At 66.3% G+C, this 12,554-nt stretch carries 11 protein-coding genes; 3 read left to right on the top strand and 8 right to left on the bottom strand.

Going from position 1 to position 12,554, the window contains the following annotated elements:
• Positions 1–8: 8 nt before the first annotated feature.
• From WFI54_RS00125 to WFI54_RS00105, 5 genes are all read right to left on the bottom strand, one after another.
• Complete coding sequence (locus WFI54_RS00125; protein WP_336650789.1) at positions 9–1,808, bottom strand: peptidoglycan D,D-transpeptidase FtsI family protein; 1,800 nt, start codon at positions 1,806–1,808, stop codon at positions 9–11.
• A 39-nt stretch (positions 1,809–1,847) separates the two neighbouring features.
• The gene (locus tag WFI54_RS00120) at positions 1,848–2,474 is read right to left on the bottom strand and encodes a hypothetical protein (protein WP_336650788.1); all 627 of its coding nucleotides are present in this window, start codon (positions 2,472–2,474) and stop codon (positions 1,848–1,850) included.
• Entirely contained in the window at positions 2,471–3,466 is a 996-nt protein-coding gene (rsmH, locus tag WFI54_RS00115) for a 16S rRNA (cytosine(1402)-N(4))-methyltransferase RsmH (RefSeq protein WP_336650787.1), read from the bottom strand. The genes WFI54_RS00120 and rsmH overlap by 4 nt, the downstream gene beginning before the upstream one ends.
• Positions 3,467–3,478: 12 nt before the next feature.
• Positions 3,479–3,910, bottom strand: coding sequence for a division/cell wall cluster transcriptional repressor MraZ (mraZ, locus tag WFI54_RS00110; protein WP_336650786.1), 432 nt, complete (start codon positions 3,908–3,910; stop codon positions 3,479–3,481).
• Between the two features lie 369 nt (positions 3,911–4,279).
• Complete coding sequence (locus tag WFI54_RS00105; RefSeq protein ID WP_336650785.1) at positions 4,280–4,669, bottom strand: DUF3040 domain-containing protein; 390 nt, start codon at positions 4,667–4,669, stop codon at positions 4,280–4,282.
• A gap of 73 nt (positions 4,670–4,742) precedes the next feature.
• Between WFI54_RS00105 and WFI54_RS00100 the strand changes: the two genes are divergently transcribed.
• Positions 4,743–5,843: a polyprenyl synthetase family protein gene (locus WFI54_RS00100; protein WP_336650784.1), complete on the top strand. Its 1,101-nt coding sequence runs from the start codon at positions 4,743–4,745 to the stop codon at positions 5,841–5,843.
• A 59-nt stretch (positions 5,844–5,902) separates the two neighbouring features.
• On the opposite strand, the gene WFI54_RS00095 is transcribed toward WFI54_RS00100, so the two are convergent.
• The gene (locus tag WFI54_RS00095; protein WP_336650783.1) at positions 5,903–6,250 is read right to left on the bottom strand and encodes an Rv2175c family DNA-binding protein; all 348 of its coding nucleotides are present in this window, start codon (positions 6,248–6,250) and stop codon (positions 5,903–5,905) included.
• A 178-nt stretch (positions 6,251–6,428) separates the two neighbouring features.
• Here WFI54_RS00095 and pknB point away from each other — a divergent pair, with 178 nt between their 5' ends.
• Positions 6,429–8,282 (top strand): Stk1 family PASTA domain-containing Ser/Thr kinase, encoded by a 1,854-nt coding sequence (gene pknB / locus WFI54_RS00090; protein WP_442918939.1) that lies wholly within the window; start codon positions 6,429–6,431, stop codon positions 8,280–8,282.
• Between the two features lie 159 nt (positions 8,283–8,441).
• Here pknB and WFI54_RS00085 read toward each other — a convergent pair whose 3' ends face one another.
• Both WFI54_RS00085 and WFI54_RS00080 read right to left on the bottom strand, forming a co-directional pair.
• On the bottom strand, positions 8,442–9,803 hold the full coding sequence (locus WFI54_RS00085) for a class II 3-deoxy-7-phosphoheptulonate synthase (RefSeq protein ID WP_336650781.1): 1,362 nt from the start codon (positions 9,801–9,803) through the stop codon (positions 8,442–8,444).
• Between the two features lie 95 nt (positions 9,804–9,898).
• Entirely contained in the window at positions 9,899–10,570 is a 672-nt protein-coding gene (locus WFI54_RS00080) for a lysophospholipid acyltransferase family protein (RefSeq protein ID WP_336650780.1), read from the bottom strand.
• A 116-nt stretch (positions 10,571–10,686) separates the two neighbouring features.
• Between WFI54_RS00080 and WFI54_RS00075 the strand changes: the two genes are divergently transcribed.
• A complete protein-coding gene (locus WFI54_RS00075) occupies positions 10,687–12,537 on the top strand; it encodes an AMP-dependent synthetase/ligase (RefSeq protein ID WP_336650779.1) in 1,851 nt (616 codons plus the stop codon).
• Positions 12,538–12,554 lie beyond the last annotated feature (17 nt).

Here is a 12,554-nt window from a genome sequence, read left to right as displayed (position 1 = left end):
GGGTCTGGTCAGTACTCCGTGGGGAGCGGTTCGAACGTTCCTGTGGAGGGCGGGATACGGAAGGTGCGGATCGTCGCCTCTGCCACCTCCCGGAACGCAGTGACGGCAGCGGTGCCGCCGTCACCCGCCGTCGGGAATGCTATCGATGCTACCGCGACGTAGCGAGGATCGTCGGCGGGGAAGATGCCGGCGAAGGAGTTCACGTAGCTGCCGCTGCGGTATCGGCCGGTCTCCGGGTCCACCTGCTCCGCAGTGCCGGTCTTGCCCGCGATCCGGTAGCCGGGGATGTCGATGATGTTCTTGTACCAGCCCTGCGTCACGACGGTCTCGAGCATCTGCATGACCTGATCCGACGTCTCCTCAGAGACGGCCCGCTGTGGCTCGCCATGGTCGAGTTCGGTGCGCTTGCCTGCGGCATCGGTGCAGCCGCGCACCAAGCCCGGCGGAATGCGCACCCCACCGTTCGCGATCGTCTGATACACGCCCGCGGTCTGCACGATCGTGGCCGACAGCGCCTGCCCGAACGAGGTGTTATAGGAAGTTTGGCGATCCCACTCATCTGGTGGGTACAGAAGACCGGAATCCTCAACGGGCATCCCAGCATGGGTGCCGACCCCAATGCCAAAGCGCTGCAGGTAGTCGTAGCGAGTCTCGGCGGGCAGCAGATTACCGAGGGTCGCAGTGCCCACGTTCGACGACTGGGTCAGAATGCCAGTGAGCGTCCACTGCTTCGGCTCGTGCCGGAAGGAGTCGCCGAATCGCACACCAGGCTCGGGCTCCAGATAATCGGGGGTGAGGTTGCGGGTCGCCGGCGTCGCGACGCCCTGGTCGATGAGCGCCGAAGCCGTGATGGTCTTGAAGGTCGAACCGGGTTCGAAGGGCGAGGTGAAGGATCGGGCCTCGCGTTTGGCGGGGTCAGAGGCGTCCACGTCGTTCGGGTCGACGGAACCGTCCTCGGCGACGGCCACCAGCTCACCGGTTTTGACGTCCATGACCACGAGCATTCCCCACGCAGACGCGGTGCGCTGCACCTGAGCGTTGATGGCCTGCTGCGCCTCCCACTGCAGGTCGAGGTCGATGGAGAGGTCGACTGTGCCGCCGTCGACTGCCTTCTCGGTGACGACGACGCTGCCCGGCAGCGCGACACCGTCGGCTCCGCGCTCATAGGTCTCCTGGCCGTCGACTCCGGTGAGGCACTCGTTCTGCGAGAGCTCGACGCCCGAGAGCGGCACACCCTCGAAGCCGTTGAATCCGATCAGGTTGCCGGCGACGGCACCGTTCGGGTAATCGCGAGTGTGGTGCTGGTCAAAGGTGAGCCAGGGTATCTGCAGCTTCTTGAGCTTGTTCAGCGTCGGCAGGTCGACGCCGCGCTTCACGTAGGCGAAGTCGGATTTGGGGTTCTCCGCGAGCGCATCGTCGACGATCTTCTGGATCTCCTCCGCCGACTGCCCGGTGAGCGCCCCGATCTCGGCGAAGGCCTCTTTCGCCGTCACCGTAACGGTGCCGATACCGCGCTCGAAATCGGGCCTCGGAAACTTGCCGCCGTTGAGCGTGGTGTTCTTCGGAGAAAGCTGCACGTCATAGCGCTCATCGGTCGTGGCGAGCACCTCGCCGTTGCGATCGACGATGTCGCCACGCACGCTCGAGATCTTCACGGGCACCGCTCGTTTGTCCCGGGCGTCCTCGTTCAAGGCAGCGGCCGACACCATCTGCACGTCGACGAGACGCACGAGGAAGATGAGGGCCGCGATCACGACGATCGCGAGTGCGATGGTGCGCCGCAGCGCGGCTGTGCGGAGTGGTCGCATGTTCCGTCACCTCTCGTGCGCAGTGCTCCGGGAGCCCGCTCAGCGGGTCTCCGGAGCGGGCAGCTTGCCCTTCCAACGTACCGGCGGCTCCATGGATTGCTCCTGTGCGCCACCGACGGCGTCGCGCGGCACGAGCAAGCCCTCGGCGTCGACGACGGGCATGGATTCGAGTGTGGAGTTGGGCACGAGATTGCCCCGCACCTCAGACGTGGGTGAGTCGAGCGCACCGAGCACGGCACCGTCGCTGAGTCGCAGGGTGGCGGGCCTCGCGTTCTGCACCATGCCGAGCGCAGCAGCGTTCTCGGCAAGGTTCTGCGGCGAGGAGAGCTTGTCGACGTTCTGGGAGAGCACCCGCTCCACCCGGGAGAGATCCCGCTGCTCGATTTCGAGCGCCCGCGCCTCGTAGGCACCCTGGGAGATCGCGATGCTCAGACCCAACTGTGTTGCGAGGATCACGAGGATCACGCCGACCGCGACCAGGCCGCCGATGAGCGGGCTCGCGGCACGCCGCCGGGCCGACTGCGGGGCTTCGGCGATGCGCAGATGGCGTTCGCCGGTGCCCGGCCGAGCCGGGGCGGTCGCCGGAGCACCGGCCCGCAGGGCACCGCCTGCCAGGTCACCGCCTGCGGGAGCGGTGTCGAATCGGATCGGAACCGTGCTGTTCATCGCACCTCCCTCGTGCGCTCGGCGGCTCGCAGCCGTACCGGAATGGCCCGCGGGTTGCGGGCGCGTTCTGCGTCGTCGGCAACTTCCGCACCGCGGGTGAGGAGGCGGAACTCGGGCCGGTGCTCGGGCAGTTCGACGGGCAACCCCGGTGGGGCCGTCGACTTGCTGCGCTTCGTGAGTTCGCGCTTCACGAGGCGGTCTTCGAGCGACTGGTAGGACATGACCACTGCACGCCCACCCAGAGCGATGAGGTCGAGGGCTGCGGGGATCGCGCGTTCGAGCACCGCAAGTTCGCCGTTCACCTCGATGCGCAACGCTTGGAAGACGCGCTTGGCCGGGTGCCGCTGATCCCGCACCGCAGCAGGCGTGGCCTGTTGCAGCACGTCGACGAGCTGGCCGCTGCGCTCGATAGGCGCCTCGGCCCGTGCGGCGATGATCGCACGGGCGTAGCGGGCGGCAAGCGGCTCTTCGCCGTAGCGTTCGAAGATTGCCCGCAGACGCCCTTCGGGGGCGGTGGCGAGCACTTCGGCGGCGGTCTCGCCGCGACTCTGGTCCATACGCATGTCAAGCGGGGCGTCCTGCGCATAGGCGAAGCCGCGGTCAGCCTCATCGAGTTGCAGCGAGGAGACGCCGAGATCGAAGAGCACGCCGTCGATGCGGTCGTATCCTGCGTCGCGCACGGCCTGCCCGATCTCGTCGTAGACGGCGTGCACGCGCACGATGCGATCGCCAAATCGTTCGAGCCTGCGACCGGCGAGCCCGAGGGCTTCGGTGTCGCGGTCGAGTCCGATGACGGTGAGGCCCGGGTGAGCCTCCAGCATGGCTTCGGTGTGGCCGCCCATGCCGAGGGTCGCGTCGACGGCTACTGCGCCAGGCTTGTCGAGAGCGGGCGCGAGCAGCTGGAGGCAGCGCTCGAGCAGCACGGGTACGTGCAGTTCGCTGGCATCGCGCTCGTCGCTGGCGTCGCGCTCGGGAGTGTGATGTTGGATCATGATGCGTCCGGGCTAGAACATGCCCGGGATCACCTCCTCCTCGATATCGGAGAACGCCGACTCCTGCTCGGTCAGGTAGCGCTGCCAGGCGTCGGCATCCCAGATCTCGGCACGACTGCCGGCTCCGATCACCGCAAGCTCGCGGTCGAGGCCTGCATATTCGCGCAGGGCCTGCGGAATCGTGACACGGCTCTGCTTGTCAGGGGTCTCGGGGTGGGCACCCGAGAGAAATACGCGCAGGTAGTCCCGCGCCTGCTTCGAGGTAACGGGGGCCTGGCGGATGCGTTCGTGCATCTCGGTGAACTCGCCCTCGCTGAAGACATAGAGGCAGCGCTCCTGACCGCGGGTGATGACCAGCCCGTCGGCGAGCTCATCGCGGAACTTGGCGGGCAGGATCAGGCGGCCCTTCTCGTCGAGGCGGGGCGTGAAGGTACCGAGGAACACGGACGCCCCCTTTCACCATCTCGACTGTGGAATCCCACACTACTCCACTTTCCTCCACTTCACTGCTCTTTCTCTCCACTTGACCCGCACACTCTCCTCCGGACGCTCAACTCCGTTGATATTCCGGCGGTTATGCCGACACCCCTAAGCGCGGAGACGCTACCCCTGCACCCACCCAAACCGCCGAAGACAGAGCTCAGCAGCGCCAAATCCCTGCCCACTCAGGCAGAAGTGGAGCAAAGTGGAGGCGAGTGCGCGAGGCAGCAGTCAGCAGGCAGCGCAGCACTACAGCGCTACCGCAGCACGCCGAGTGCGGGCATGCAAAAGGCCGCGGTCGAAACCGCGGCCTGTGACGATGCGAGATGCGCTTTAGCGTTCGCCTTCCATGCGCTCATCCCAGCGTCGCTCCATGCGCTCACTGAACGACTCGCGCGATGACGCCCGGGCACCCGAGGCATCACCTGGCTTGCCGAGCGAGGCCCCGTCGTTCGCATCAGCGGAGGAACCGCGAGCGAACATGAGCATCACACCGCCGAGCATTGCAGCAAAGCCGATGAGGCCGAGCCAAAGCTGCTGCGCAGCGACTCCCCCGACCAACACGCCCAAGCCGACGAGCACCACGACGATGCCGAGCACGAGGGACCGGTAGTTCAAGCGGCGGCGCGCTCCGGGAACGGTCTGCAGCACGTCGGCTTCGCTCTGATAGAAGCTGCGCTCCATCTCGTCGAGCAGCCGCTGTTCATGTTCTGACAGCGCCATGACGATCCCTCCCGCACTTGAATGATCCGTTGTGCACAGTCTACTGTCTTCGGTGCGCGGCTAGGCTAGTCGCGTGCAAGAAACGACACGACTCGCAGGGCTTATTCAGGAGCGGATCAACGACACGCTGGCCCGCCATCGCACCGCTCTCGAACCCCTCGGGGCTGACGCTGAACCCCTGCTCGACGAAGCCTTCGGTTTTCTCTCTGGCGGGAAGCGCTTCCGCGCCCAGTTCGCGGTGCTCGGCTACCGCGCGATCCGCCCCCTCGAACTATCTTCAGAAGTCGACACCGAGTTTGGGGCCGTGCTCGACGCGGCGTGCGCCCTCGAGCTCTTCCATGCGGCGGCCCTGATCCACGACGATGTCATCGATCGCTCGGACACGCGCCGCGGCCGCCCCGCAACGCACCGCCTGTTCGCGGCGATGCATCAGCAGCGCGGATGGCGCGGCTCGGCCGAGCACTTCGGCCTCGCGGGCGCGATCCTGCTCGGCGATCTGCTGCAGTCTTGGGCCGACGAACTCATGCAGGCCGCGGGCGACGCGCTGCCCGACCGCGATGCCGCACAGCGGGCGCGCAGGCACTTCGACCGGATGCGCAGCGAGGTCGCCACGGGGCAGTATCTCGACGTCCTCGAGGAGCAGCATGCCGAGTTCGCCGCGCACGAGGAACAGCTCGAGCGTTCCACACGGGTGCTCGTTTACAAGTCGGCGAAGTACAGCGTCGAGGCTCCGCTGCTCATCGGGGCGGCGCTCGCCGGGGCGAGCGAGCAGCATGAGCAGGCACTGTCTGACTTCGGTCTGCCGGTGGGCGTGGCCTTCCAGCTGCGGGATGATCTGCTCGGCGTGTTCGGCGATGAAGAGCTGACAGGCAAACCCATCGGCGATGACCTCAGCGAGGGCAAGCGCACCGTGCTCGTCACGCTCGCTCGCGAAAAGCTGCCGACCACGCAGCGACGCATCTTCGACGACATGCTCGGCAGCGAGCTCGACAGCCTGCAGGTTGCCATGCTGCAGCGCACGATTCGCGAGAGCGGGGCTATCGAGCAGATCGAGGAGATGATCACACTCAACCTCGACCGCGCCACGACAGCGCTGCAGCGCGCGCGGATCAGGCCGGATGCGGCGCAGTTGCTGCTCAGCCTGTCGGAACGCGCCGCCCGCCGAGCGTTCTAACGCGCGACTCGCTTCCCCCGGCTGCGGGGCTCAGCTCGGCCGACAGGCCGGTTGCAGGGCTAGAAGGCGAGCGACTGTGTTGCGCGACGCACCGCACTCTTGCGTCCGGCGCGCAGCGAGTCGATCGGCCGCTCCCCCAACTCCTCATTGGGCGAGAGCAGCCACGCCACCATTTCCTCGTTCGAGAAGCCCGCGTCGAGCAGCACCAGGATCGTGCCGCGCAGCGGAGGCAGCGGGGCCCCGTCTTGCACGAACTCCGCTGGCACGCTCAGCACACCGTCGACGCGCACGGCGGCGAGGTAGTGATCTTCGATGAGTCGGTGGATCTTGCCTGGTGCGAGGTTGAAGATCTCGACGAGATCCGGCATCGTCAGGAACGGCGTTTCTGGTGCAATGTTCTGGGCCACACTGCAACTCTGCCAGCGTCCTCAGCGGATCGCAATCCGCGGCCGCGCGGCGCGCATCCCACGAGCGCGCATCCTTCTTCCGTAGAATTTCGACGTGACCTCTGTGCCTGTCGACCCGCTGATCGGGCAAACGCTCGACGGACGATACGTGATCCGCTCGCGCATCGCCCGCGGTGGAATGGCAATGGTGTACCTCGCGAACGATCTGCGGCTTGAGCGCCGGGTCGCGGTGAAGGTCATGCACGAGCATCTCGCCGAAGACGAGAACTTCACGCGACGCTTCGAGCAGGAGGCGCGCAGCGCCGCGGGTCTTTCCCATCCGAATCTGGTGAACGTCTTCGATCAGGGGCACGATCTCGGTCGCACGTATCTCGTGATGGAGTATTTGCCGAGCATTACGCTGCGCGAGCTACTGAAGCAGCAGAAGCGACTCACGGCGGAGCAGTCGCTTGAGATCGGCGGCGCTGTGCTCTCGGGTCTCGCGGCAGCGCACCAGGCCGGAATCGTGCACCGTGACCTCAAGCCCGAGAATGTGCTGCTCGCCGATGACGGTCGTATCAAGCTGGGTGATTTCGGCCTTGCGCGCGCGGTCAGTGCGAACACCACGACCGGCCAGGCGCTGCTCGGCACGATCGCGTATCTCTCCCCCGAGCTGGTCACCCGCGGCATTGCCGATGCCCGCAGCGATCTGTACGCCTTCGGCATCATGCTGTACGAGATGCTCACCGGGTCGCAGCCGTTCACCGGCGAGCAGCCGATGCAGATCGCGTATCAGCACGCGCACTCCGAGGTGCCGGCCCCCTCGCTGAAATCGAGCGAGGCATCGCCAGAGCTTGACGAGCTGGTGCGGTGGACCACGCAGCGCGACCCGGAGGATCGCCCGCGCGACGCTTCGGAAGCGCTCGCGTTCATGTCTGGGCTCACGTCGGGGCATGCTCCGTCGGGTGCGACCAGGGTGCTGCCCGCAGATCTCTCCGGGGGCACGCCGACGCCCTCCACTACAGTGCTCGACGGGGCGCAACGGCAGGCGCTCGCGGCTGGCCTCGACGACGCCGAAACCGGCAGCACTGGCTCACCGTCGACGCCGGCTTCGCCGATCGACCGTGCGGCGTCTGCCGCCGCCAAGCGCACGCGGAAGGGACGAATCGCCGCAGCGCTGCTGGTGCCGCTCATCGCACTGGCGGGCGGCACGGGCTGGTGGTTCGGTCAGGGCCCCGGGTCGCGGGTCACGGTTCCCGATGTTGCCGGGCAGGAGATCGCCGAGGCCCAGGGGGCACTGGAAGATCGCTCGCTGCTGGTGGAGATCATCGAATGCTCCAGCCTTGACGTGCCTGCCGGTTTGGCGGCGAGCACCGACCCGGAGTCGGGCTCGCGTCTCGACAGGGGCAGCACGGTGCGTCTGTGTCAGTCGAGCGGGCCGAAGCAGTTGCCAGTGCCGGCGATCGCGGGATTGCCTCTTGAACAGGCGCAGCAGGCGATCAAGGGCGCGGGTTTCACCTTTGGTGAGGTGCGTGAAAAGCGTTTCGATGCGGCTGCCGCTGACACGGTGCTCGCAGCGCTCGGCGAAGATGGTGAGCCGCTCGCAGAGACGTACCCCGAGCGCGGCCGGGTCGACCTTGTCGTTTCGGCTGGCGCTATCCCCGATGTCGCCGGCCTCTCGATCGAGCAGGCCTCGCGCGCGCTGCGTGCGAGCGGGCTCACGGTCGACACCTCACTGAACGCCGAGGAGCACCACGCAGACATCGAAAAGGGGCGTGTCATAGCGATGCTCCCCACCACTGATCCGGTGCGCCCGGGCGACTCGGTCGGCCTGACGGTGTCGCTCGGCCCGGAGCTGTTCGATATCCCAGATGTTTCGGGCATGGGCCTGCAGGAGGCGATGGACGCTCTTGCCGCGGCAGGTTTCTCACCTACAACGCTTGTTCCAGACGCCCTGCGCGGCTTCGCAAAGGCCACCGGCACTGATCCGGCGGCGGGTGATCGGGTGCCTGCCGGCACGGAGATCCGCGTCAAAAGCACAATCTCGCTCTGAGCCGGGCCAGGGCCGCGGCCTCAACGGCAGGGATGCGGCAGATGGCGGATCCGCATGTCTCGATGCGTTGCGGGTGCGCAGCGCCCCCAACACGAAGAACCCGGGGGCCATGCGGCCCCCGGGTTCTCAATACGCAGCCGAAGTTGCGGTGCGGTCAGATCAGAGCTGCTTCAATTCTTCAGCCACTTGGAAGGCGAGTTCGAGCGACTGGCGGTGGTTGAGGCGCGGATCACAAACCGACTCGTAGCGGGTGGCCAGTGCTTCCTCGTCGATGTTCTCGGAGCCGCCGAGGCACTCGGTCACGTCGTCGCCGGTGAGCTCGACGTGGATGCCGCCGGGGAAGGTGCCGACCTCGCGGTGGGCTTCGAAGAACCCGCGCAGCTCGTCCATGACGTCATCGAAGCGGCGGGTCTTGTACCCCGTCGAGGAGGTGATGCCGTTGCCGTGCATCGGGTCGGTAATCCACAGTGGGGTCGCGCCTGCGTCGCGCACCCCGGCGAGCAGGCCGGGCAGCACGTCGCGGATCTTGCCGGCGCCCATGCGGGTGATGAAGGTGAGTCGGCCGGGCTCGCGCTCGGGGTCGAGCTTGTCGATGAGGCGCAGCGCGTCGTCGACGGTGGCCGTCGGGCCGAGCTTCACTCCGATCGGGTTGCGCACGTGCGACAGGAATTCGACGTGGGCACCGTCGAGATCGCGGGTGCGCTCCCCGATCCAGAGCATGTGGCCGGAGGTGTCGTAGAGCTCTCCGGTACGCGAGTCGACGCGGGTGAGGGGGCGCTCGTAGTCGAGCAGCAGCGCCTCATGGCTGACGTAGAACTCGGTCTGCTTGAGTTCGCTGTGGTCGACGCCGCAGGCATCCATGAAGCGTACGGCGCGGTCGATTTCGGCGGCGAGCGATTCGTAGCGCTGGTTGGCAGGGTTCGAGACGAAGCCCTGGTTCCAGGCGTGCACCTGGCGCAGGTCGGCGAAGCCCCCCTGTGTGAAGGCGCGGATCAGGTTGAGTGTCGACGCGGAGACGTGGTAGCCCTGCACGAGCCGCGACGGGTCTGCGGTGCGCGATTCGGGGGTGAACTCGTAGCCGTTGACGAGGTCGCCGCGGAAGGCGGGCAGCGTGACGTCACCGCGGGTTTCGGAGTCGCTCGATCGGGGCTTCGCGAACTGGCCTGCCATGCGTCCCACCTTGATGACGGGCATCGAAGCGCCGTAGGTGAGCACGACTGCCATTTGCAGCAGGGTCTTGACCCGGTCGCGGATCTTGTCTGCGGTGGCCGCGACGAACGTTTCGGCGCAGTCGCCTCCCTGCAGCAGGAAGGCTTCGCCGCGCGCTGCGGCTGCGAGACGGGCGCGCAGCTGATCGGCTTCGCCTGCGAAGACGAGCGGGGGCTGAGCGGCGAGTTCTTCTGAGGCTGCCTGCACGGCGGCGGGATCCGGCCAGGTGGGCTGCTGCTTCGCCTCGAGCGCGCGATACGCGTCGAGCTCCGCGAAGGCGCGGGCGGCAGTATCGGTGGTGTGGCTCGTCATCTTCGATCCCTCGGTCGACAAACGGGTATGCTTGCGCGGCAGCTGGTGGCTGCAGCACTCTCAGCCTACTAGCGCGGAGGGGCGGATCTGGCCGTTCAGGGCTTGCGTACGCTGGAGGCGTAGACGTCGACGTACTGCTGACCGCTGAGGCGCTGAATTTCGAGCATGATCTCGTCGGTGACGCTGCGCAGCACGAAGCGGTCGGCGCTCATGCCCGAGAAGCGGCTGAAGTCGAGGGGTTTGCCGATCACCGTACCGATGCGGCGGATCTTCGGGAACTTCGCGCCGATCGGCATCGCCTTCTCGGTGTCGATCATCACTGCGGGCACGACAAGCGCACCCGATTCCAGCACGAGGCGGGCCACCCCGGTGCGACCCCGGTAAAGGCGCGCGTCAGGGCTGCGCGTGCCCTCGGGGTAGATGCCGAGCACGTCGCCTCGATCGAGCACGGCTAGACCGGTGTTGAGCGAGGCTTCGGAGGCTTTCCCGCCGGAGCGATCGATGGGGAGCTGTCCCACACCGAGCATGAAGTTCTTAACGAGCCAGCCCTTCAGACCTTTTCCGGTGAAGTAGTCGCTCTTAGCGAGGAAGTAGACCCGCCGATCGATCATGAGTGGCATGAAGAAGGAATCGATGACCGACAGGTGGTTTCCCACAATAATTACAGGCCCCGACGCCGGAATATTCTCGGCACCCTCTACCCACGGGCGGTACACCGTTTTCAGGAACGGCCCGATGATCAGGTTTTTAAAGATCCAATACAGCACAACCCGCAGCTTTCTCTCGACGTTGAACACAATAGCCGAGCCGGAGCGGCGCGGGGGTATGCATATAGGGTGAAACACGAGCAGATGCGGAACGCCCGCATCGCAGAGACCGATGCATGAGTGTCAAGGGAGCTGCCGTGAATCTGTCCGAGACCCCCATTCTCATCCCGCCCGTTCCGGATGACAACATCACCGACCTGCTCGAGCAGCGGGTTGAGGCCACACCCGATCGGCCGATCTTCGCCGTTCCTCAGGGCGAGGGCTGGCGCGATATCTCCGCGGCCGAGTTCCGCGCTGAGGTAATCGCACTCGCGAAGGGCCTCGTCGCAGCAGGCATCGAGCCGGGCGACCGTATCGCGTTTATGTGCAAGACGAGCTACGAGTGGTCGCTCGTCGACTTCGCGATCCACTACGCAGGCGCGGTGATGGTGCCGATCTACGAGACCTCGTCGCCGCTGCAGATCCACTGGATTCTCGAGGATTCAGGCGCACGCGCCATGATCTCCGCCACGACCGAGCTAGCGGAGCGCTTCGAGGAGATCAGCTCCGAGGCACCCGGCGTCGAGCTGCACTGGCGCTTCGACGAGGGTGCCCTTGAGACGCTGCCGCGCAGCGGCGCCGCTGTCGAAGACGCAGAAATCGAGCGCCGCCGCAACCTCGCGGTGGGTGCCGATATGGCCACCCTCATCTACACCTCGGGTTCGACCGGCCGCCCGAAGGGTTGCGTGCTCACGCACGCGAACTTCGTCGACCTCTCGCGCAACTCCGCTGCGGCGCTCTCAGAGGTGGTGCAGCAGCCGGGTGCGTCGACGCTGCTCTTCGTCACCCTTGCGCACGTCTTCGCCCGCTTCATCTCGGTGCTCGCGGTGCACGCCGGTGTGCGCGTGGGCCACCAGGCCGACACCACTCAGCTGCTACCCGCGCTCGGATCGTTTCAGCCCACCTTCCTCCTCGCAGTGCCCCGCGTCTTCGAGAAGGTGTACAACTCGGCCGAGCAGAAGACCGAGGCCGAGGGCAAGGGCAAGATCTTCCGCGCAGCCGCGAAGGTTGCGGTCGAGCACTCGGAAGCGCTCGACGCAGGATCGGTGCCCTTCATGCTGGGGCTCAAGTTCAAGCTGTTCGACAAACTCGTCTACGCGAAGCTGCGGGAGCGCCTCGGCGGTCGCGTTAAGTACGCGATCTCAGGTTCGGCCCCGCTCAGCCACTACCTCGGGCATTTCTACCGCAGCCTCGGCGTGAAGATCCTCGAGGGGTACGGACTCACCGAGACCACAGCACCCGTCACCGTGAACCTGCCTGACAAGTTCAAGATCGGCACCGTGGGCCCGGCGCTCCCCGGCCACACCGTGCGCATCGCCGAAGACGGCGAGATCGAGGTCAAGGGCATCGACGTGTTCAAGGAGTACTGGAACAACCCCGAGGCAACTCGCGAGGTCTTCACCGCGGACGGATTTTTCCGCACCGGCGATCTGGGCTCGCTCGACAGCGACGGCTATTTGTCGATCACCGGCCGCAAGAAGGAGATCATCGTCACCGCCGGCGGCAAGAATGTCGCCCCCGCCGTGCTTGAAGATCCGATCCGGTCCAACACGATCATCGGGCAGGTGGTGGTGGTCGGCGATCAGAAGCCCTTCATCTCGGCACTCGTCACGCTCGATCCTGAAATGCTGCCCGCCTGGCTGAACAACAACGGCGAAGATCCGAACATGACCCTCGAGGAGGCAGCCCGGCATCCCAAGGTGCTCGCCGAGGTGCAGAGCGCCATCGATCGCGGCAACCAGCACGTCTCGCGGGCCGAGTCGATCCGCAAGTTCGTGATCCTGCCCACCGAATTCATCGAGGCGAACGGCCACCTCACCCCGAAGATGAGCATCAAGCGCGACAACATTCTGCGCGACTTCGCGGGCGAGATCGCGAAGCTCTACGGCGACAACCCGCAGACCGAGGCGCTGAGCACCCCGCGCTGAGTCGCCTGGCAAGGTTT

The organism is Leucobacter sp. MMO-125, from assembly GCF_037148395.1.
Taxonomy (GTDB): domain Bacteria; phylum Actinomycetota; class Actinomycetes; order Actinomycetales; family Microbacteriaceae; genus Leucobacter.
Note: the sequence above shows the minus strand (reverse complement) of the source record. Positions and strands in the feature narration are given on the sequence as shown.

Coding starts and splice junctions, on each gene's coding strand:
- WFI54_RS00085 (WP_336650781.1), bottom strand. CDS start 9,803: ATGACGAGCCACACCACCGATACTGCCGCCCGCGCCTTCGCGGAGCTC.
- WFI54_RS00120 (WP_336650788.1), bottom strand. CDS start 2,474: ATGAACAGCACGGTTCCGATCCGATTCGACACCGCTCCCGCAGGCGGT.
- WFI54_RS00125 (WP_336650789.1), bottom strand. CDS start 1,808: ATGCGACCACTCCGCACAGCCGCGCTGCGGCGCACCATCGCACTCGCG.
- pknB (WP_442918939.1), top strand. CDS start 6,429: ATGGCAATGGTGTACCTCGCGAACGATCTGCGGCTTGAGCGCCGGGTC.
- WFI54_RS00105 (WP_336650785.1), bottom strand. CDS start 4,669: ATGGCGCTGTCAGAACATGAACAGCGGCTGCTCGACGAGATGGAGCGC.
- WFI54_RS00075 (WP_336650779.1), top strand. CDS start 10,687: ATGAGTGTCAAGGGAGCTGCCGTGAATCTGTCCGAGACCCCCATTCTC.
- rsmH (WP_336650787.1), bottom strand. CDS start 3,466: ATGATCCAACATCACACTCCCGAGCGCGACGCCAGCGACGAGCGCGAT.